The sequence below is a fragment of the Achromobacter sp. SD115 genome, from assembly GCF_017355315.1.
Classification (GTDB): domain Bacteria; phylum Pseudomonadota; class Gammaproteobacteria; order Burkholderiales; family Burkholderiaceae_B; genus Achromobacter; species Achromobacter xylosoxidans_B.
In genome coordinates this window covers 1-20,077 of the sequence record NZ_JADIJM010000002.1, presented here as the reverse complement: position 1 = coordinate 20,077, position 20,077 = coordinate 1, and the positions used below count along the sequence as shown (strand labels likewise).

16 protein-coding genes are annotated in these 20,077 nt (G+C 66.8%); 10 read left to right on the top strand and 6 right to left on the bottom strand.

Going from position 1 to position 20,077, the window contains the following annotated elements:
* Positions 1-162: 162 nt before the first annotated feature.
* Complete coding sequence (locus tag IPU70_RS02465; protein WP_207464655.1) at positions 163-2,391, top strand: NADP-dependent isocitrate dehydrogenase; 2,229 nt, start codon at positions 163-165, stop codon at positions 2,389-2,391.
* A gap of 79 nt (positions 2,392-2,470) precedes the next feature.
* Here IPU70_RS02465 and IPU70_RS02460 read toward each other — a convergent pair whose 3' ends face one another.
* From IPU70_RS02460 to IPU70_RS02445, 4 genes are all read right to left on the bottom strand, one after another.
* Positions 2,471-2,806, bottom strand: coding sequence for a DedA family protein (locus IPU70_RS02460; protein ID WP_242702285.1), 336 nt, complete (start codon positions 2,804-2,806; stop codon positions 2,471-2,473).
* A gap of 4 nt (positions 2,807-2,810) precedes the next feature.
* The gene (locus IPU70_RS02455) at positions 2,811-4,421 is read right to left on the bottom strand and encodes a glycosyltransferase family 39 protein (protein ID WP_207464654.1); all 1,611 of its coding nucleotides are present in this window, start codon (positions 4,419-4,421) and stop codon (positions 2,811-2,813) included.
* Positions 4,422-4,614: 193 nt separating this feature from the next.
* Positions 4,615-5,412 carry an iron export ABC transporter permease subunit FetB gene (fetB, locus tag IPU70_RS02450; RefSeq protein WP_207464653.1) on the bottom strand — a complete coding sequence of 266 codons (798 nt, stop codon included), beginning with the start codon at positions 5,410-5,412 and terminating at the stop codon, positions 4,615-4,617.
* Positions 5,403-6,029 (bottom strand): ATP-binding cassette domain-containing protein, encoded by a 627-nt coding sequence (locus tag IPU70_RS02445; RefSeq protein ID WP_207464652.1) that lies wholly within the window; start codon positions 6,027-6,029, stop codon positions 5,403-5,405. Before IPU70_RS02445 ends, fetB begins: the two co-directional genes overlap by 10 nt.
* A gap of 192 nt (positions 6,030-6,221) precedes the next feature.
* Here IPU70_RS02445 and IPU70_RS02440 point away from each other — a divergent pair, with 192 nt between their 5' ends.
* Genes IPU70_RS02440 through IPU70_RS02430 form a run of 3 tightly spaced genes read left to right on the top strand, consistent with a single transcriptional unit; the run spans position 6,222 to position 11,967 of the window.
* Positions 6,222-7,337 (top strand): efflux RND transporter periplasmic adaptor subunit, encoded by a 1,116-nt coding sequence (locus IPU70_RS02440; RefSeq protein WP_207464651.1) that lies wholly within the window; start codon positions 6,222-6,224, stop codon positions 7,335-7,337.
* Positions 7,338-7,343: 6 nt separating this feature from the next.
* Positions 7,344-10,430 carry an efflux RND transporter permease subunit gene (locus IPU70_RS02435; RefSeq protein ID WP_207464650.1) on the top strand — a complete coding sequence of 1,029 codons (3,087 nt, stop codon included), beginning with the start codon at positions 7,344-7,346 and terminating at the stop codon, positions 10,428-10,430.
* A gap of 1 nt (position 10,431) precedes the next feature.
* A complete protein-coding gene (locus IPU70_RS02430) occupies positions 10,432-11,967 on the top strand; it encodes an efflux transporter outer membrane subunit (RefSeq protein ID WP_207464649.1) in 1,536 nt (511 codons plus the stop codon).
* Here the strand turns inward: IPU70_RS02430 and gcvA are convergent.
* The gene (gene gcvA, locus IPU70_RS02425) at positions 11,900-12,817 is read right to left on the bottom strand and encodes a transcriptional regulator GcvA (protein ID WP_207464648.1); all 918 of its coding nucleotides are present in this window, start codon (positions 12,815-12,817) and stop codon (positions 11,900-11,902) included. The genes IPU70_RS02430 and gcvA overlap by 68 nt on opposite strands.
* A gap of 113 nt (positions 12,818-12,930) precedes the next feature.
* On the bottom strand, positions 12,931-13,125 hold the full coding sequence (locus IPU70_RS02420; RefSeq protein ID WP_207464646.1) for a hypothetical protein: 195 nt from the start codon (positions 13,123-13,125) through the stop codon (positions 12,931-12,933).
* On the opposite strand from IPU70_RS02420, the gene IPU70_RS02415 reads away from it, so the two are divergent.
* The 6 genes from IPU70_RS02415 to IPU70_RS02390 all read left to right on the top strand — a co-directional run bounded on the left by IPU70_RS02415 (position 13,124) and on the right by IPU70_RS02390 (position 19,988).
* Positions 13,124-14,491: a lysine N(6)-hydroxylase/L-ornithine N(5)-oxygenase family protein gene (locus IPU70_RS02415; protein ID WP_207464644.1), complete on the top strand. Its 1,368-nt coding sequence runs from the start codon at positions 13,124-13,126 to the stop codon at positions 14,489-14,491. The two genes, IPU70_RS02420 and IPU70_RS02415, sit on opposite strands and share 2 nt — an antisense overlap.
* 17 nt (positions 14,492-14,508) lie before the next feature.
* The gene (locus IPU70_RS02410) at positions 14,509-15,114 is read left to right on the top strand and encodes a GNAT family N-acetyltransferase (protein WP_207464642.1); all 606 of its coding nucleotides are present in this window, start codon (positions 14,509-14,511) and stop codon (positions 15,112-15,114) included.
* On the top strand, positions 15,111-16,967 hold the full coding sequence (locus IPU70_RS02405) for an IucA/IucC family siderophore biosynthesis protein (RefSeq protein WP_207464640.1): 1,857 nt from the start codon (positions 15,111-15,113) through the stop codon (positions 16,965-16,967). Before IPU70_RS02410 ends, IPU70_RS02405 begins: the two co-directional genes overlap by 4 nt.
* A complete protein-coding gene (locus IPU70_RS02400; RefSeq protein WP_207464638.1) occupies positions 16,964-17,710 on the top strand; it encodes a siderophore ferric iron reductase in 747 nt (248 codons plus the stop codon). The genes IPU70_RS02405 and IPU70_RS02400 overlap by 4 nt, the downstream gene beginning before the upstream one ends.
* Before the next feature lie 37 nt (positions 17,711-17,747).
* Positions 17,748-18,914, top strand: a complete 1,167-nt coding sequence (locus tag IPU70_RS02395) for an aromatic ring-hydroxylating dioxygenase subunit alpha (protein WP_207464636.1) — start codon at positions 17,748-17,750, stop codon at positions 18,912-18,914.
* A gap of 102 nt (positions 18,915-19,016) precedes the next feature.
* Positions 19,017-19,988, top strand: coding sequence for a helix-turn-helix domain-containing protein (locus tag IPU70_RS02390; RefSeq protein ID WP_207464634.1), 972 nt, complete (start codon positions 19,017-19,019; stop codon positions 19,986-19,988).
* Positions 19,989-20,077 lie beyond the last annotated feature (89 nt).

The window sequence follows — 20,077 nt, the reverse complement described above, 5'->3', positions numbered from 1 at the left end:
TAGTGGCGATCGCACTTCCCCAGATCAAAAAAGGGGCAGGCGTCAGCCATGTTGGGCATACGCGTGCCCAAACGAACCCACTCTCCGACAACATCTACCGGCTTCCGGCCGCATAGCATGTTCGGGTTTGCGCCTAGCGCCTGCCGAACAGATTCAAGGATCATGTCTCTTACTCCGAAGATTATCTATACCCTCACCGATGAAGCTCCGGCGCTTGCAACCCGTTCGCTGCTGCCCATCGTCCAGGCTTTCGCCAAGCCCGCAGGCATCACGGTCGAGACCCGCGACATCTCGCTGGCTGGCCGCATCATCTCGGTCTTCCCCGACTACCTCGAAGACAGCCAGAAGCTGGGCGATGCCTTGTCGGAACTAGGCGCGCTGGCCGTCCAGCCCGAAGCCAACATCATCAAGCTGCCCAACATCAGCGCCTCGATGCCGCAGCTGAAGGCCGCCATCAAGGAACTCCAGGACCAGGGCTACAAGCTGCCCGACTACCCGGACGCCCCCGCCAACGACACCGAACGCGACGTCAAGGCGCGCTACGACAAGGTCAAGGGCAGCGCCGTGAACCCGGTCCTGCGCGAAGGCAACTCCGACCGCCGCGCCCCCCTGTCGGTCAAGAACTACGCCCGCAAGCACCCGCACAAGATGGGCGCCTGGTCGGCTGACTCCAAGTCGCACGTGGCCCACATGAGCGAAGGCGACTTCTACGGCACCGAAAAGTCGGCCCTGATCGCCGAGGCCGGCGACGTCAAGATCGAACTGACCGCCGCCGACGGCGCCAAGACCGTCCTGAAGGAAAAGACCCCGGTCAAGGCCGGCGAGATCATCGACGCCGCCGTGCTGTCGACCGCCAAGCTCAAGTCCTTCCTGCAAGCGCAGATCGACGATGCCCGCGCCAACGGCGTGCTGTTCTCGGTGCACCTGAAAGCCACGATGATGAAGGTCTCCGACCCGGTCATCTTCGGCCACGTCGTGTCCGTGTTCTACAAGGACGTGCTGGCCAAGCACGCCGACGCGCTCGCGCAAGCCGGCTTCGATCCCAACAACGGCATCGGCGACCTGTACGCCAAGATCCAATCCCTGCCCGCCGACAAGCAGGCCGAGATCAGCGCCGACATCGACGCCGCCTACAAGACCCTGCCGCAGCTGGCCATGGTCAATTCCGACCGCGGCATCACCAACCTGCACGTGCCCAGCGACGTCATCGTCGACGCGTCCATGCCCGCCATGATCCGCGACTCGGGCAAGATGTGGAACGCCGAAGGCAATCTGCAGGACACCAAGGCCGTGATCCCCGACCGCAGCTACGCCGGCGTCTACCAGGCCGTGATCGAAGACTGCAAGCGCAACGGCGCCTTCAATCCGGTCACGATGGGCAGCGTGCCCAACGTCGGCCTGATGGCCCAGGCAGCCGAGGAATACGGCTCGCACAACAAGACCTTCGTCATTCCCGCCGCCGGCACCGTGCGCGTCACCGACGCCTCGGGCAAGGTGCTGCTGGAGCAGGCCGTCGAAGCCGGCGACCTCTGGCGCATGTGCCAAACCAAGGACGCCGCGGTGCAGGACTGGGTCAAGCTGGCCGTGGCCCGCGCCCGCGCCACCAAGACGCCCGCCGTGTTCTGGCTGGACGAGAACCGCGCCCACGACGCGCAGATCATCGCCAAGGTCAAGCACTACCTGAACGACCACGACACCAGCGGCCTGGATCTGCGCATCCTGAGCCCGGTCGAAGCCACCAAGTTCTCGCTCAAGCGCATCCGCGAAGGCCTGGACACCATCTCGGTGACCGGCAACGTGCTGCGCGACTACCTGACCGACCTGTTCCCCATCATGGAACTGGGCACCAGCGCCAAGATGCTGTCGATCGTGCCGCTGGTGGCTGGCGGCGGCCTGTTTGAAACCGGCGCCGGCGGCTCCGCGCCCAAGCACGTGCAGCAATTCCTGGAAGAAGGCTTCCTGCGCTGGGACTCGCTGGGCGAGTTCATGGCCCTGGCCGCATCGCTGGAACACCTGGGCCGCAGCTACAACAATGCCCGCGCCCAAGTGCTGGCCAAGACCCTGGACCTGGCCACCGCCAAGTTCCTGGACGAGAACAAGTCGCCCGAGCGCAAGGTCGGCGGCCTGGACAACCGCGGCAGCCACTACTACCTGGCCCTGTACTGGGCCCAGGCCGTGGCCACGCAGACCGACGACCGCGCACTGGCCACCCTGTTCGCGGCCCCGGCCCGCGCGCTGGCTGACGGCGAGGACAAGATCCTGGCCGAACTGAAGGCTGCCCAGGGCAAGCCCGTCGACATCGGCGGCTACTACCAGCCCAACGAAGCCCTGGCCAGCCAGGCCATGCGCCCCAGCGCCACGCTGAACCAGGCCCTGGCCTCGATCGGCTAAACGCCTGCCGCGCAACACGGCGGCAACGAAAAGGCCGGCAACCCCAAGGGGCTGCCGGCCTTTTTCATTGGGCGGGCTCTTACTGCTGCGATTCCCTGTGGCGCAGTTGACGCACCTGCAGGAACTGCAGCGCGACCGGAATCAGCGACAGGCCGATGATGATGAGCGACACCCAGTGCAGGTTAGCGCGCACCCAGGAGATCGAGCCCAACCAAAAGCCGGCCAGCAGCATCGACGAGCACCACAGGACGCCGCCGATGACGTTGTAGGCATAGAACGTGCGGCGCGGCATCTGCGACAGGCCGGCGACAAACGGCGCCAGGGTACGCACGATGGGCACGAAGCGCGCCACGGTGATCGTCATGGCGCCGTAGCGGACGAAGTACGCCCGGGCGCGCGCGTCGCGGCCCCGCATGGCATCAGGGTTTGGCCGGCAGCGGAGCGGCCTGGCCCGCAGCCGGAGGGCCGCCGCACATGCGCTGGCGGAACGCCGCGTCGATATCAATGCGCCATATCGCCCGCCTGTCGCGGAGGAGCCGTGGCGTCACGCCATTGAGCACGGGGTATCTGGCGGCATCGTCGTCCCGGCCCCAGATCCAGAAACGCGACCCGTCCGCCGCCGCGCACATGCGCACAGGCATGTCGTCGGCGCCGATCAGCACGCGTTTGCCCATGACGGGGTCGAACTTCGCCGCGTCGTACAGTTCCTTGCGCCAGTTGTCCCGCGTGGGAATTTCGGGATTGCTCCAGTCGTCGACCATCCAGGCGGGCTCCCGGGCCTGGGTATAGAAACCCAGGTCGAAGGGCAAGGTATGCAGCGCCATGTGGATATCCTGCGGCTGCATTTCCTTACGCAGATCCGCCGCCAGCGGACCCGCGCTGCCGCGCGGATTCGACGCGGCGACGATGATCGCAGCCAGGCAGATGACGACGGCCACCCCGGCGGCGATCCAGGCGCCGCGCCGCTTGCCGGCTGCCCAGGCGGGCGCCAGCCGTTCGCTGATCAAAAAAGCCAACGGCGGGAACACTGGCAACACATAGCCGATGAGCTTGGAATGCGGAATCGAAAAGAACACGATCACGACCGCGATCCAGATCGTCGCCAGGCGCCGCAGGCCCTGCGGGTCGGACTCGCGCCAGTACGCCGGCTTGAAGATCGACACCGCCCAGATCGACCACGGCAGCGCCAGCCCTGCCACGATAGGCAGGTAGAACCAGACCGGCTGCGCGTTGTTGAAGCCGCCCTGCGAAAAGCGTTCGAACTGCTGGTAGACGAAGAAGTACTGATAGAAGCCGGGATACCGCAGCTCCATCAGCCAGAACCACGGCAGCGCAACCGCCGCGAAGGCCAGCAAGGCCGGCGCCCACAGCAAGGCGCGCACGCCCGCCCAATCGCGCCGCAACAGCAGCCACGCCAGCACGATGGCGCCCGGCAAGGCCAGCCCGATCAGCCCCTTGGCCAGCACCGCCAGCGCCGCCAGCACGCCCGTGGCCACCGACATGGCGCGGAACGGCCGTCCGGTGGCACGCCGCAAGGCGGTATCGGCCGCGGCCAGCACGCACAGCGTGATCATGCTGGCCACCAGCATATCCATGTTGGCGAACTGGGCCGCGCCGAAGAACAACGGCATCAAGCCCAGGATAACTACCGCCCAGCGCGCCTGCGCGGCATTGCGGTAGCGCGACACGAAGGCATAAAGTCCCGCGCCCGCGCTCCAGGCGCCCAGCAGCGACGGCAGCCGCGCACTGAATTCATTCACGCCGAACAGCACATAGCTGATCTGGGCCAGCCAGTAGTACAGCGGCGGCTTGTGGAAGTACGGCATGCCGTCAAGCAGCGGCACCATGGGTGAGCCGCTGCGCAGCATTTCCCAGGCGACGCCCGCGTAGCGGCCCTCGTCCGGCAGGGTCAGCCAGCGCGCCCAGGCCAGCGCGCCCAGCCACAAGGCCAGGAGCGCCAGCACCAGCCAGCCCGGCAAGGCGCTGCGGCGGGTCGTGGGCGCCAGGGATGCCGTCATCGAAGCGCTCATGCCCGGCGCTCCGTCAAGACGCGCGCAAGAAGGCGGCGCAGGCTGGAGGCAGGCTGCTGCGGGGGCGCCGCGGAACGAGAAGCAAAAGGCATGGGGATCCGGAAAAGGTTCAGGAAAATGCAAGATTGCGCGCAGTATCGCCAAGCGCGCGTCAAGCTTTCATGAAATTTCCGGAAGAAAGCGCCTGGAATTGCTACCCCGGATGCAGCCGGTCCAGCCTGAGCCGCCCGCGCTCGTCCGTCAGCCGGCGCATGGCGCCGTAAGCCGCGGCCATGGCCGCCATGGCGCTGGCGCCGCACAGCAGAAACATCAGCAGGATCTGGTACTTCGCGGCCTCTATCGGATCCATGCCGGCAATGATCTGCCCGGTCATGATGCCGGGCAGCGTGATGATGCCGGCGGCCGACATCTGGTTGATGCTGGGCACGATGCCGCGTCGCACGGACTCGCGCAGCAGGGACGAAAACGCCTCGTGCGCGGTCGCACCCAAGGCCAGGCGCGCCTCGATCGCCAGTTTCTCCCTCCGCGCGCCCGACAACACGCCGTCCAGCGCCAGGCTGGCGGCGTTGAGCACGCTGCCCAGCACAATGCCGATCAGGGCGATGGTGTAGCGCGGGTCGTACCAGGGCTCCGGGCGCAGCGCCGTATTCAGGATGAACAGCACTGTGATAACCGTGGTTCCGGCCACCGCCATTGCGCCGACCCAGCCGTTGCCGCGTTGCGTCAACCGGGCCTTGGGGCGCGCGGCGACCTCCCTGGCCGCCAGCGCCATCATCACCGTCACCACCAGCGCTGTCAGCCAGGGCGCCGCGTGCGCGAACACGATGCGCAGGATGTGGCCGACCAGCAGCAGCTGCACCACCGTGCGCAGCGCCGCCCACAGCACCTGGCGCTGCAGGTTCAGGCGCAAGGCAAAGGAAATGCCGGCGCTCAGCAGCACCAGCAAGGAAGCGATGGCCAGATCGGCGGCCTGCAGCTTGATCACGTCCATAGCGGCTCCATCCTGCCTTGCTCCATGCGCCAGGAACGGCGCGCCATGCGTCCGGCCTGGGCCGGACTGTGAGTCACCATCAGAATCGCCGCCCCGCTGCCCAGGTAGCGCCGCAACTCCTCTTCGACCCGGTCCGTGGCCGCCTGGTCCAACGCCGCCGTGGGCTCGTCCAGCAACAGCACGCGCGGCTCCTGCGCCAAGGCGCGGACCAGGCCCAGGCGCTGGCGTTCGCCGGTGGACAGCTCGTGCACCAACGCGTCCAGCTTGTCCGCCGACAGTCCCAGGCGCTCCATGATGGCCAGGGCCCGGACGCGGTCCGTGAAATGCGGCGCGACCCGGTCGTCCCACCAGCCGGCCTCGGCCTGGCAATAGATGACCTGGCGGCGCCATTCGTGGCCCCGCATGCCCGAGCGCGGCCTGCCGTCGAGCAAGGCTACGCCATGCCCGGGATCGAGGTCGGCCACCTGTCGCAGCAGCAGGGATTTGCCCGAGCCCGAAGGGCCCATGATCGCCGCGCATTCGCCCGGGGCCAGATCCAGGCTTACCGGGGAAAGGCGTTCGCTATACAGGCCGCGCAGCGTGAGCAGCGGGCGCGGTTCGGAGTTAGGGATTGGCATGGGTACGGATCTTAGACCGCAACTGCGCAAGCGCCGACATGCAGGCTCGCAAGCAAGCCCCAAAAGAAGTGAGAAAAACTAAATCCATAACGGAGAACTTATCGTTTCCCCACGCGGGATTGCCTCCCTACCATTGCGAGTCTTGCCTCCTGCGCATTTAGCGCAGCTACATTGACTCCACGTATGGGCCTCATGTCTCAGAACCCGAACCCTGCGCCACCGCGCACTGCCCGCCGCAAACTGGCCCTGACCGCCACGCTCGTTCTTGCCGCCATTGGCGGCCTCTATCTCTACGACACGCAACGCAAGGCCGCAACCGCCGCCCAAGCCGCGTCGGCAGGTGACGCCGCACCCGTTCCTGTACTGGTGGCGCCCGCCCGGGTCGGAACGCTGTCCGCCACCTTGCAGGCCATCGGCACCGTCGTGGCGGAACAGCAAGTGCTGGTGGCGCCCGAGGTCGCGGGGCGCGTCACCGCCATCCATTTCGCCAGCGGCCAGCAGGTTGCGGCCGGATTGCCGCTGGTGCAGATCAACGATGGCCCGGTGCGCCGCGAGCTCGAGCGGCATCGCGCATCGGCCGCGCTGGCCCAGGCCAACCTGGACCGCGCCAAGCGCCTGCTCGGACAAACCCTGTCGCGCGCCGAGTACGAACAGCACGCAGCGCTGCACGCCGAAACCAAGGCCCAGGTCGCACAGGGAGAAGAAGACCTGGCCCAGCGCCTGGTACGCGCGCCGTTCGCGGGCACGCTGGGGCTGCGGCTGATCAATCTGGGCCAGTACGTCGAGGCGGGCACGCCCATCGCCACCCTGACCGACACCCGCCTGCTGCATGTGGACTTCACCCTGCCGGACCGGCACGCCGCCGCATTGCGACTGGGGCTGGACGTGTCCGTCGCCAGCGACGGCGACGGGCAGGCTCCGCTGGCGGGCAAGGTCTCCGCGATCGATCCACAGATCGACGCCGGCAACCGCGCGCTGCGGGTCCGTGCCACGCTGGCGCCGGACGCGGCTGGCCGCCTGTGGCCCGGCGCGTATGCCCGTGTCAGCGTATCGCTGCCCGCGGGCCCCGCCACCCTCACCGTGCCGGCCGAAGCCGTTCAAAGCACCCTGTCCGGCAACACGGTCTACGCCCTGCGCAATGACGACCCAGCGCGCGTCCGGCTCGTGTCCGTGCAAACCGGCGCAACCCGGGACGGCCAGGTCGCGCTGTCGGATTCGGATCTGCGCGACGGCGATCTGGTGGTCATCGCCGGCCAGATCAACCTGCACGACGGCGCCGCCGTCCGTCCGCGCCTGGCGGGAGAGTAGGACACCATGTCATTCACCGACTTCTTCATCCGCCGCCCTGTCCTCACCACCGCGTTCGCCCTGCTGATCGCCCTGGTCGGCATGCGCGCGCTGCTGGACCTGCCGCTGCGTCAGTATCCGCGCATCGAAAGCGCCGTGGTCACCGTCACCACCGAGTATCCGGGCGCGTCCGCGGACCTGATGCAGGGCTTTGTCACCGCCACGCTGGCGCAGGCCGTCGCCACCACGCAAGGCGTGGAGTACCTGACGTCCTCGTCCGAACAAGGGCGCAGCACCATCAACGCCTACCTGCGCCTGAACGCGAACTCCGACACCGCGCTGACCGAGGTCCTGACCAAGGTCAACGAAGTGCGCTATCTGCTGCCAGAGGACGCCTACGACCCGGTGGTCGTGCGGCAGTCTCCCGGCGCCATCGGGGTGGTCTACGCCGGATTCACCGCGCCCGCCGGCCAGCCCCTGACGGGCATCACGGACTACCTGATGCGCGTGGCCAAGCCCATGCTGAGCACGGTCGACGGCGTGGCCGCCGTGAACGTGCTGGGCGGACAGGCGCTGTCGATGCGCATCTGGCTCGACCCGCTGCGCATGGGCGCCCACGGCATCACGGCCGCTGATGTCGAATCCGCGATCCGGGACAACAATTACCAGGCCGCGCCCGGCCAACTGCGCGACGCGCTCGTGGTGACGAATGTGCGCGCCGACACCAGCCTGGACAGCGTCCAGGGCTTTCGCGAACTGGTCGTCAAGCGCGGCCCCAGCCTGGTGCGGATGGAAGACATCGCCACCGTCGAGATCGGCGCGCAAAGCCGCAACCAGATCGCCGGAATGAACGGCGAACCCGCCGCGTATTTGGAAGTGATGGCCACGCCTGGCGGCAATCCGCTGGATATTTCCCGCGAGGTCCGCCGGATTCTGGCCGGACTGGACCTGCCCGACGGCGCCAAGATGGCGATTCCCTACGACGTCACCGTCTTCATCGACGCCGCGATCGGCAATGTGCTGGGCAAGTTCGGCATTGCCAGCCTGGAAGTGGTGCTCGTGATCTTCATCTTCCTCGGCTCGTTGCGCGCGGTGGCCGTGCCGGTGCTGAGCATTCCGCTGTCGCTGCTGGGCGCGGCGGCGGCCATGCTGGCGCTCGGTTTCAGCCTGAACCTGCTGACCTTGCTGGCCATGGTCCTGGCCATCGGCCTGGTGGTGGACGACGCGATCGTTGTGGTGGAAAACGTCCATCGCCGCATGGAAGAAGGCGAATCGCCGCTGGATGCCGCACTCAACGGCGCGCGCGAAATCGTCGGCCCCGTGCTGACGATGGCCGCGGTGCTGGTTGCGGTCTACGCGCCGCTGGGCCTGATCGGCGGCCTGACGGGCGCGCTGTTCAGCGAATTCGCCTTCACGCTGGCCGCGGCTGTGATGGTGTCCGCCATGGTGGCGCTGACCGTGTCTCCCATGGTGGCCTCCAGGCTGATGCGCCGGCAGGCGCCCAGCCGCTACGCGCGGGCGGTGGAACATGCAACCGCCAGGCTGGTGGGCGCCTATGAGCGCGCGCTGGAGCGCATGCTGCGCGACACGCGGCCGGTGCTGCTGGCCGGCGCTGGCGTGCTGCTCAGCCTCCCCGTCCTGTTCAACGGCTTGCAGTCGGAACTCGCCCCCGCGGAAGACCAGGGGGAAATCATCGTCGACATGAAAGGCCCCCAAGCCAGCAGTCTGGAATTCCTGGAGGCTGAGGCCAAACGGGTCGAGGCCGCGCTGCTCGCCCTGCCGGAAGCCGCTACCGTCTATATGGTGTCCGGCGCGGGCGGCGCGCTCAACAAAGGCTGGGCTGGCGTCATGCTGAGCCCATGGGAAACGCGGGACCGCAGCGCCGAAGCCATCATGGCTGATCTGCAGGCGGCCTTGCCGGGCATCGAGGGCATTGCGGGTTCCGCCTTCCTGCCGCCGCCCCTGCCCGGCTCCGTCGGCGGCTTTCCCGTGCAATTCGTGCTGTCTTCCCCGGCCGGCCATCGGGCGGTCCACGATGCCATGGACAAGTTGAAAACCGCGGCGCGCGCCAGCGGCCAGTTCGCCTTCGTGGATTCCGACCTGACCTTCAGCAACCCGACCACGCTGGTGCGGATCGACCGCGCCAAGGCGCACGACCTGGGCCTGAGCATGAAAGAGATAGGCGACACCCTGGCGCGTCTGGTCGGCGAGTCCTATGTCAATCGCTTCGGCGCCCGGGGCCGTTCCTACGACGTGATTCCCCAGGCGCCGCGCAACCTGCGCCTGAACGCCGAGTCCCTGGACCTGTTCCATGTCAGGACCGCCACCGGCGGACAGGTGCCGCTGTCCACCGTGGTCTCGCTGGAGAAAGGCGTCGAGGCCAATGCCCTCACGCAGTTCAATCAGCTGAACAGCGCCACGCTGGTCGCGATCCCCGCGCCCGGTGTGCCACTGGGCCAGGCGGTTGCCTTCCTGCAGGCCGAAGCCGCCAGTCTGCCAGCGGGATTCCAGACCAGTTTCCTGGGCGAATCGCGGCAGTATCTGCAGGAACAAGGCGGCTTCGCCCTGACGTTCGCCTTTGCGCTGGCCTTCATTTTTCTGGTGCTGGCCGCCCAGTTCGAGAGCGCCCGCGATCCGCTGCTGATCCTCACCACGGTGCCGCTCGCCGCCTGCGGCGCGCTGGCCGCCATGTTCTTCGGCTACGCCACGCTCAACATCTACACCCAGATCGGGCTGGTGACGCTGATCGGCCTGATCACCAAGCACGGCATCCTGATCGTGGAGTTCGCCAACCTTGAGCAGCGGCTCAGGGGGCTGGATCGGGTCCAGGCCGTGCGCGCGGCCGCCGCCACCCGTATCCGCCCCATCCTGATGACCACGGCCGCCATGGTCGGCGGCCTGATGCCGCTGCTGTTCGCCAGCGGCGCCGGCGCGGGCAGCCAGCGCGCGATCGCCACGGTGCTGGTGGCGGGCTTGTTGGTGGGCACGCTGTTCACGCTATTCGTGCTGCCTGCCGTCTACGCGCGGTTCGGACGCAATCTGGTCGCGGACCGCGCACCGGCCGGACCGGCCCGCGACGCGGCTCAAGCTTCCGCCTTGCAGGGAAACCCATAACATGACCTACGCATTGAATCATCGCCCCCTGCGCTTCGGGCTGACGCTGCTGACGCTGGCGCTGGCCGGATGCGCGCTACGCCCGGCGCACGCGCCCGACTCCCACCCCATCCCGCCCGCCTACAAGCAGGCGCAGGCAGAACCGGCGGGAGCCTGGTCAACCGCCCGGCCGGCCGACGACGCCCTGCGCGGCGCCTGGTGGACCCTGTTCCAGGATCCGGCCCTGAACGCATTGCAGGCCGCCGCGCAGGACGCCAATCCAACGCTGCACGCCGCCTACGCGCGATTGCAGCAGTCGCGCGCCCAGCATCGGCAGGCACGGTCGGCGCTGTTTCCCCGGCTGGACGCGGGCTTCGGGCCGACCCGCCAGCGGGAGTCTCCAGCTTCGTACAGCGGACGCGACAACGGGCCGGCTTCCACCACGACGCTGTGGCGGGCCGACGCGGCGGTGGCGTATGAGGCCGATCTGTTCGGCCGCGTTTCCTCGACCATAGGCGCGGCATCGGCGGAACAGGCTCGCAGCGGCGCGCTGTACCGACTGACACTGCTGGCCTTGCAGGCCGACGTTGCCGACACCTACTTCCTGATCCGGGAACTGGATACCCAGCACCAGATCTATCAGCAAACGCTGGCCTTGCGCGAACGCGGCTTTGCGTTGAGCCAGATGCGCTTCGAGGCGGGCGACGGCGGCGAACTGGAACTCGAGCGCGCCCGCGGCGAACTTGAAGCGGCGCGCGCCGATGCCTTGGGCGCGCAACGCCTGCGCGCGAGCGCCGAGCACGCGCTGGCAATCCTGCTGGGCAAGGCCCCGGCCGATTTCTCCCTGTCGCCTGAGCCGCTGCGGCGCATCGAGCTGGCCGTTCCACCGGGCTTGCCTTCGGAACTGCTTGAGCGCCGTCCGGACATTGCCGCGGCCGAACGCGCCATGGCCGCCGCCAACGCCCGCATCGGCGCGGCCCGCGCCGCCTTCTTTCCGAGGCTGGAACTGACCGGGGCGGCCGGATTCGAGTCTTCCAGCCTGAGCCAGCTGTTCCAGTGGTCCAGCCGGACGTTTCTGCTGGGCCCATTCCTGGGTACCGCGCTATCGCTGCCCATCCTGGACGGCGGCGCCCGCCAGGCGGACCTCGACGCCGCCCGGGCCGCGCATGACGAAGAAACGGCGCGCTACCGGGAAACGCTGCTCAACGCGTTCAGGGAAGTCGAGGACAATCTGATGCATCTGCGCATCATGGCGGCCCAGCAGACCGCGCAGGACCGCGCGCGGCTGGCTGCGCAACGTGCGGCCGAGCTGTCCCGGCTGCAATACGAAACCGGCACGCACACCCAGCTTGACGTCATCGATGCGGACCGCAGCCTGCTGCAGCAGCAGTTGGCCTCGGCCAGGTTGGACGGAGATCAGGCGCGGACCACCGTAAGGCTGATCCGCGCCTTGGGCGGCGGTTGGGAGACGCCGCTGCCCGGCAATTCCCTCAGCCAGCCGCAAGCGCCTGCGACGCCTGCTCCATCGCTGCCGCTTCCGCCTTCACCCAGTCGATGAACGCCTGCACTTCCGGCCGCAGCAGCGCATCCGGCCGGCTGACCACGTAATACGCGAAGCGCGCGGGCCAGGGCTGGTCCAGGGCAATGGCCAGCCGGCCCGATTCAATATCTTCGCGCGCATGCGTGTCCTGAACCAGCGCGATGCCCTGCCCCGTGGCGGCCGCCCGCAGCAGCAACAGATCGTCCTCGAAGCTGGGGCCGCGCTGCGCTTCCTGCCCCGCGTCCACGCCGTGCGCCTGCAGCCACAAAGGCCAGTCCGCGCGGTCGGAATCCTGCAGCAGCGGGTACTTCAGGCAGTCCTCGGGCCGCTCGATGGCGGGGCCTTGCGCCAGCATGGCCGGACTGGCCACGGGCAGCAGCACCGGCGCCATCAAGCGGAAGGCCGACAGCCCCGGGTACTGCCCCAGCCCGTGCCGCAGCGCCACGTCGATGCGGTCGCGCTTGAAATCGACCAATTGCGAGGAGGCTTCCACCCGCACCTCGATGTCCGGATGCAAAGCCGAAAACCGGCCTATGCGCGGCACCAGCCAGGACGAGGCGAACGAAGGCACCGTGCTGACGGTCAGGGTCCGCTGGGCGGCCTGGGATTCGAGCAGCGCCAGCGATTTTTCGATCTGGTCGAAGGCGCGCATCAACCCCGGATACGCGCGTGCGCCCGCCTCCGTCAGTCGTACGCCGTGACGCTCGCGCACGAACAGCGCCAGTCCCAGCCGGTCTTCCAGCAGGCGTATCTGCTGGCTGACCGCCCCCGGGGTCACGCCCAGCACTTCGGCAGCGGCTTTCAGGCTGCCGAGACGACCGGTTTCGGTGAACGCTCGCAGCGCAAGCAGTGGCAGCACGGCGCCCATAAACATCCTTAATTTAGAAAAACTATCTTCTATATCGCGACTATCCGCGGTTGGATATCAATCATAGAACAGCTTTTTCATCTGATCCTGCCTACACCTGAAAATAGCTGGACTTATTTCAAAAATCCCAATCCGGTGATTGCGCCTATGCGATACGCCACGCTGCATATGGGCGCTGCCTGCAACTCACTAGCAAGACACCGCAACAAATCGCCATTTGCTAGAGTGCCCATATTGAAAATGATAATCATCCCAAGACGAGAATCATGTTCACGCAATGCCGCCCCGGCAAAAGGCAGATCCCACATGAACCGTGAAATCCATGACTTCGCCGCCATAGGCCTAGGCCCGTTCAACCTGAGTCTTGCCTGCCTGGCGGCGCCGCTATCCGGCGTACGCGCCGTGTTTCTCGACAAGAGGCCAGGGTTCGATTGGCACCCCGGCATGCTGATCGAGGACTCGACTTTGCAGAACCCCTTCCTGGCCGATCTTGTGAGCCTGGCCGATCCGCGCAGCGAGTACAGCTATCTGAACTACTGCAAGCAAAGCGGCCTCATCTATTCCTACTACATGCGCGAGAACCACTACTTGAATCGCGCCGAGTACAACCGCTATTGCAAATGGGTGGCGGCCCGCCTGCCGAACCTGCGCTTCAATCACGACGTCCAGAGCGTGCTCCACGATCCGGACAGCCGCAGCTACCTCGTGACCGGCCAGCATGGCGTCAACGGCGAGCGCTTCATGATCCGCTGCCGCAAGCTGGTGCTGGGCCTGGGCACGCAGCCCCAATTGCCGGACTGCTGCGATCGCCGCGCCGCGCCCTACATCCACAGCGCCGACTACCTGCGCCACAAGACGCAGTTGCAGCGCAAGCGCGGCATCACCATTGTCGGCAGCGGGCAGAGCGCAGCGGAGGTGTTCCATGACCTGCTGCGAGACAGCGACAAGCACGCTTACAGCCTGGCTTGGATCACCCGCTCTCCGCGCTTCTTCCAGATGGAGAACACCAAGCTCACGCTGGAACTGATCTCTCCCGACTACACGGACTATTTCCACGACCTGCCCGAAACCCGGCGGCGCGAGATGCTGCGCCAGCAAAGCAGCCTATACAAAGGCATCAACGCCTCCCTGATCAATCAGATATATGACCTGCTGGACGAAAAGATCCGCGCAGGCGACCGCCGCTATACCCTTCTGACGAGCGCGGAGCTGCGCGCCAGCCGCCATGAGCGCTCCACGGGCCGCTATCACCTGGACTTCATGCATGTCGATACCGGCCAGCCGTTCACGCACGTCACGGACGGCCTGGTGCTGGCCACCGGCTATGCCCCCCGCATCCCGGCCTGCGTCAATCCCATCAGCGACCGCATCGCCTGGGACGAAGACGGCGGCTACCGCATCGCCCGCAATTACTCGGTGGACCATGCAGGCGCGGAAATCTTTGTGCAGAACACGGGATTGCTCAGCCATGGCGTCACCAATCCCGACCTGGGATTCTGCTGCTACCGCAACTCGCAGATATTGCGGGATCTGACCGGCGTGGAGCACTACGCCATCGAGCCCCGCACCGCACTGCAGGATTTCCGCCCGCCGGAAAACGGCGTACTGGCGCATCGCCTCTGCGCGCCGGAACCGATGCCCATGATGGACGGCCATCGCGCCGCCACCATCTGATCTCGAGGGGAGTCAGCATGCTCACGATGACAGCCACCTTTCTGGGCGAGGTCGTGCGCCAGTCACGCGACCACTACGACGAAGGCCCGGGGCTCGCCTTGCGCCCCCTGGTTCCGGACGCGGACGCCGCGCTGCTGCGGCGATGGTTTTCCATGGATTACGCGCGCTTCTGGTCCATGCAGCAGCACAACGAGGATCAGGTGCGCGACTTCTATGAGGCCCTTTGCGGCAGCGGGCACGCCAGCGCCTGGCTAGGCAGCCATGACGGACAGCCGGCCTTTCTGGTGGAGTGCTACGACCCGGCCCGCGACGAAGTCGGCGAACACTACACGGTCCGGCCCGGCGACCTCGGCATGCATCTTTTCATCGGCCCGCCCCGCGTGCGGATCCCCAACTTCAGCCGGCGGGTGTTCGCCTTCGTGATGCGCTTCATGTTCGACCGCCTGAACGCCAGGCGCATCGTGGTCGAGCCCGACGCGAACAACGCCAAGATCCACGCGCTCAATCTGGCCATGGGATTTACCTATGCAGGCCAGGCCCCTTTCCGCGAGAAGACCGCCAGCCTGGCGTTCTGCACACGCGCACAGTTCGAACAGACCCGATACCAGGAGCCGCCCCAATGAACCCACATGCCGCCCCCCAACCCGCACAGGTCGCCAGCCATCTGGAACCGCAAGCCTGGGCCAAGGTCAACCGCCTGCTCGTGCGCAAGGCCATCTCCGAATACACCCATGAGGGACTGCTGCAGCCCGAACGCCTGGGCCCTGCGGATGCGCCGGGTTTCGACCGCTATCGCCTCGCGCTCGCAGACGGCCGGGTCGAATACCGCTACGACGCGCAACTGATGGCCATGCGCCACTGGCGCATCCGCGCGGAATCGATCGCCAAGACCACGGCCGGCGCGCCCGTGCCCCTGGACGCCTTGCAGTTCGTGATCGAGATCCGCGACAAACTGCGCATTCCGGAAGACCGGCTGCCCATTTATCTGGATGAAATCGCCAGCACGCTGCACGGCGCCGCCTATAAGCACACGCGCCCTTGCCTGGCCGCCGCGGAACTCGCGCTGGCTGACTACCAGACCATAGAAACCTCGATGATCGAGGGCCACCCCAGCTTCGTGGCCAACAACGGCCGCCTGGGCTTCGACGCCGAGGACTACCATCTCTATGCGCCGGAGGCCGCGTCTCCCATCCGCGTGATGTGGCTGGCGGTGCACAAGGACAACGCGCATTTCGCCTGCCTGTCCACAATGGACTACGCCAGCCTCCTGCGCGGCGAGCTGGGCGAGGACACCGTAGCGCGCCACAGCGCCACGTTGCGTGACCAGGGTCTGGACCCCGCCGACTACTACCTGATGCCGGCACACCCGTGGCAGTGGTTCAACAAGCTGTCATTGGCATTCGCGCCCTATGTGGCCCAACGCAAGATCGTATGCCTGGGCTACGGCGCAGACGACTACCTGGCGCAGCAATCGATACGCACCTTCTTCAACATCAGCCAGCCTGGCAAGCACTACGTGAAGACCTCGCTATCCATCCTGAACATGGGTTTCATGCGGGGGCTTTCGCCCTACTACATGTCGGGCACGCCCGCCATCAACGAATACATCCACGGCCTGATCGCGTCCGACCCATGGCTGAGCGCCAACGGCTTCACCATCCTGCGCGAGGCTGCCAGCCTGGGCTTTCGCAACTACTACTACGAAGCGGCGATTGCCGCCGACACGCCCTACAAGAAGATGTTCTCCGCGCTATGGCGCGAGAATCCGCAGGCGCTGATCGGTCCCGACGAACGGCTGATGACCATGGCCGCGCTGCTGCACGTGGACCCGCAAGGCCAGGCCCTGCTGCCCGCGCTGATCCGCGCCTCGGGACTGAGCGCCGAGACATGGCTGGAACGCTATGTGGACGCCTACCTGACGCCGCTGGTGCATTGCTTCTACGCCCACGACCTGGTGTTCATGCCGCATGGCGAGAACGTCATCCTGGTGATCCGGGACCATGTGCCCGTGCGCGCCTTCATGAAGGACATTGCCGAGGAATCCTCCATCCTCGACCCCGAAGCCGACCTGCCCGAGAACGCGCGCCGGCTGGCGGCGGACGTGCCCGAGGAATACAAGCTGCTGACGATCTTCGTGGACGTGTTCGAGGGCTACTTCCGCCATCTTTCCCAGATCCTGGCGGACACCGGCCTCATGCAGGAGGACGATTTCTGGGAACTGGTCGCAGGCCGCATCGCCGCGTACCAGCAGGCGCATCCGCAACGGCTGGAAAAATACCGGCGCTACGACCTGTACGCGCCGGACATGATCCACTCGTGCCTGAACCGTCTGCAACTCGCCAACAACCTGCAGATGGTCAATCTGGCCGATCCCATCGGCAGTTTCCAGATGGCGCCCAGGCTGCCCAATCCCGTGGCGCCCTACCGGCCGCACTGGCTGGACCGGACCGCCGACGCCGCGCAGGCTCTTGCGTGACCCGCGAACTTGACGATCTGCTCGCCCTGGCCGGCCGCCTGGCGCCCGGCCTGGATGGCCGCGTGAGTCCACCGGACGCGCCCGGCATCCGTCCCGGCGCGAGCAATGCCGATGCGATTGCACGGCTGCGCGACTGGTGGCGGGAGCGCCATCCGGAAGCCGGTCCGCATTACCTGGCGCTGCGCTGCTGGGGCCTGCTGATCTGGCAGCCCGTGTACCTCTGCGTGATCGCCGCGCACCGCAGCGACATCGTCCCGGATCTGACCCGGCTCAGCCAGCCGGTCGCCAACGGCTTCATCGCCGGCTACACCATGGAACGCCATGAACCCGTGCGCGGCTGCCTGGAAAAAAGGCTGGACGCGGCCGCCACGCAACTGCGCGAGATCGGCGCCTTGTTCTACCGCGAGCTGGGCGCGGCGCTGCGCCTCAATCCCCGGGCGGCCGCCTGCATGCAGGCCGACTGCGTCCTGTCCGCCCTGTTGGCGGCTCGCGCGGGCGTGAGCGCCGCGGACAACGCCTGGGCCACCACGGCCGCGGCCGATTGGCTTGCGCGCCTGGGCATCGCGGGCGGCAGCGGCTATCTGACCTATCAGCGGCGGTCGCTGCCGGGCATCGCAGTCGACCGGCAGGTCTGCTGTCACCACTTCCGCAGAAGCGACGGCGACTACTGCAGCACCTGCCCCAAACTGGATATCGCCGAACGCATCGCCCGGCTCGACGCCGAGAGCGCCGAAGCCGCCTGACAGGCCGCGGCCTTGCGGAAGGCACAAGGAGTCGGACATGACGGACATAGGCCGCCTGGCACACGTAGAGCAGGCGCTCAGCCCGCTGCACGTGCGGGCATATTTCGACGAAGCCCTGTTCGCCCGCGAACAGGAAGTGATATTCAAGCGCGCGCCGCTGTATGTCGGACATGAGAAAGCCGTACCCGAAACCGGCGACTGGCGGAGGCTGTCGCATGAAGACGGCGGGCGCGTCCTGGTGCGCGGAGCCGCCGGCGTGGAGTTGATATCCAACGTATGCCGTCACCGCCAGGCCCTCATCCTGGGCGGCGAGACTGGCGCTGTCGCCGGGCCGGGCAAACCCGCAGGCAACCTGTCTGCCAGCGGCGGCAACATTGTCTGCCCGCTGCACCGTTGGACCTACGACAATCGCGGCCAGCTTCTGGGCGCGCCGCAATTTCCCCGCACGCCGTGCCTGAACCTGCCGCGTTTTCCGCTGAAACGCTGCCACGGCCTGCTGTTCGAGGGCCCTGGCGACCCGCAGGCGGATCTGGGCGGACTGTTCGCGCGACCAGAATTCGATTTTTCGGACTATGTTCTGGACCACGTCGAGGTGCACCAGTGCAACTACAACTGGAAAACCTTCATCGAGGTCTATCTCGAGGACTATCACGTCGGGCCGTTCCATCCCGGCCTCGGGCGCTTCGTCACCTGCGATGACCTGAGCTGGGAGTTTGGCGAACGTCACAGCCTGCAGCGCGTGGGCGTGCACGATGCGCTGGAAAAACCCGGTTCCGATGTATACCGCGACTGGCACGGCACGCTGATGCGCTACCGGGATGGGGCCCCGCCGGACTACGGCGCGATCTGGGTGACTTACTTTCCCACCCACATGATCGAGCTCTACCCGCATGTCCTGGTGCTATCCACGCTGTACCCCAAAAGCCCGCAGGAAACCGTCAACGTCGCCGAGTTCTATTATCCCGAGGAAATCGCCCTGTTCGAACGCGAGTTCGTCGAGGCGCAGCGCGCGGCCTACATGGAAACCGCGATCGAAGACGACGAAATCGGCGAACGCATGGACGCCGGCAGGCTGGCGCTCCTGCGACGCGGGGTAAGCGAAAGCGGTCCATACCAATCGCCCATGGAAGACGGCATGCTGCATTTCCACGAGTGGTACCGCGACATCATGGGCGACCAGTTGGGAGATTGCGCCGCGCCCTGAGAGGCTCCGCCATGCCGGCGCATCAATGCGAATATATGCTATTCTCATTTGAACCCCGCCGCCTCCCCAGACCGACGCCCGAGGGCTTAACCCGCAGCGCGAGTGACGCCATTGAATCCTTCCTTCCCCACTGTCCGATTCACCGTCGCCGATTTCAACCGCCTGGGCGGCCATAACGGTTTCCGCTACCAGTTGCCCGGGTTCGACCCCGCAGGCGCCGATCCGGATACCGTCTGCATCGCCGAGGGCCGCGTCGAAGAGCATGCGATCCGGCCTGGCCTGACGCTGGTCATGTCCGACGTGCTGGTGCATCACCATTACGAATCGACCTCCGTCATGACGCCCCGCTTTTCGGCCATCGTCATGCTGCAGGGGCAGGCCCAGGCGCGCGTCGGCGGCCATGACGACCTGCAGCTCGTCGCCCAAAGCGGCGTCAGCGCCGCCTACGGCGATACGGTCGCCATGACCGGCATCCACCATGCAGGCCAACGGCTGCGCAGCGTCAATCTGTCGCTGTCCGAACCGGACGGCGCGGACGACGACCCTTTCAGCGACCAGATCCGCAAAGTCTTGCGCACCCCCGCCTTCCGGCTGCGGCGCTGGCAAGTGCAGGCGCACCTGATGCAGGCCATAGAACATCTGCTGGAATGCCGCTGGGACGACCCGCTGCGCGCCATGCTGCGCGAGGGCGTCGGCGCGCAACTTCTGGCGCATGCGCTGGCGTCGCTGGACCAGCGGGAGCCCGAGGTCGGCGCGGTGTCGCGACGCGACCGGCAGTTGCTTGAGCGGGTACGGGAACGGCTGCACAGCGCACCCGGCGAGGAGCACACCCTGGAGGATCTGGCAAAGCTGGCCTGCATGAGTCCCAGCACCCTGCGCGCCAAGTTCCGCGCGGCCTACCAGTGTTCCGTCTTCGCCTGGCTGCGCGAGCGCCGCCTGGAAGTCGCCCGCGAGCAGCTGGCGCGGGGCTGCAGCGTGCAGCAGGCAGCGCATTGCGTGGGCTACCGGCACGCCACCAACTTTGCCACGGCGTTCCGCGAGCGCTATGGCGTTGCCCCCAGCGAACTGAACTGAGCGGGCCGCCGTGAGCGCCTTCGCCCGCGGCTTTCGGCAGCACCCATTGCTCTTGCGGCGTTGCCCATTCATCCCGCCGCGCCTGGCGG

What these genes read in the sequence shown, in the direction of transcription:
- IPU70_RS02465 (WP_207464655.1), top strand. Translation starts at nt 163, where the DNA reads ATGTCTCTTACTCCGAAGATTATCTATACCCTCACCGATGAAGCTCCG.
- IPU70_RS02460 (WP_242702285.1), bottom strand. Translation starts at nt 2,806, where the DNA reads ATGCGGGGCCGCGACGCGCGCGCCCGGGCGTACTTCGTCCGCTACGGC.
- IPU70_RS02455 (WP_207464654.1), bottom strand. Translation starts at nt 4,421, where the DNA reads ATGAGCGCTTCGATGACGGCATCCCTGGCGCCCACGACCCGCCGCAGC.
- fetB (WP_207464653.1), bottom strand. Translation starts at nt 5,412, where the DNA reads ATGGACGTGATCAAGCTGCAGGCCGCCGATCTGGCCATCGCTTCCTTG.
- IPU70_RS02445 (WP_207464652.1), bottom strand. Translation starts at nt 6,029, where the DNA reads ATGCCAATCCCTAACTCCGAACCGCGCCCGCTGCTCACGCTGCGCGGC.
- IPU70_RS02440 (WP_207464651.1), top strand. Translation starts at nt 6,222, where the DNA reads ATGTCTCAGAACCCGAACCCTGCGCCACCGCGCACTGCCCGCCGCAAA.
- IPU70_RS02435 (WP_207464650.1), top strand. Translation starts at nt 7,344, where the DNA reads ATGTCATTCACCGACTTCTTCATCCGCCGCCCTGTCCTCACCACCGCG.
- IPU70_RS02430 (WP_207464649.1), top strand. Translation starts at nt 10,432, where the DNA reads ATGACCTACGCATTGAATCATCGCCCCCTGCGCTTCGGGCTGACGCTG.
- gcvA (WP_207464648.1), bottom strand. Translation starts at nt 12,817, where the DNA reads ATGGGCGCCGTGCTGCCACTGCTTGCGCTGCGAGCGTTCACCGAAACC.
- IPU70_RS02415 (WP_207464644.1), top strand. Translation starts at nt 13,124, where the DNA reads ATGAACCGTGAAATCCATGACTTCGCCGCCATAGGCCTAGGCCCGTTC.
- IPU70_RS02420 (WP_207464646.1), bottom strand. Translation starts at nt 13,125, where the DNA reads ATGTGGGATCTGCCTTTTGCCGGGGCGGCATTGCGTGAACATGATTCT.
- IPU70_RS02410 (WP_207464642.1), top strand. Translation starts at nt 14,509, where the DNA reads ATGCTCACGATGACAGCCACCTTTCTGGGCGAGGTCGTGCGCCAGTCA.
- IPU70_RS02405 (WP_207464640.1), top strand. Translation starts at nt 15,111, where the DNA reads ATGAACCCACATGCCGCCCCCCAACCCGCACAGGTCGCCAGCCATCTG.
- IPU70_RS02395 (WP_207464636.1), top strand. Translation starts at nt 17,748, where the DNA reads ATGACGGACATAGGCCGCCTGGCACACGTAGAGCAGGCGCTCAGCCCG.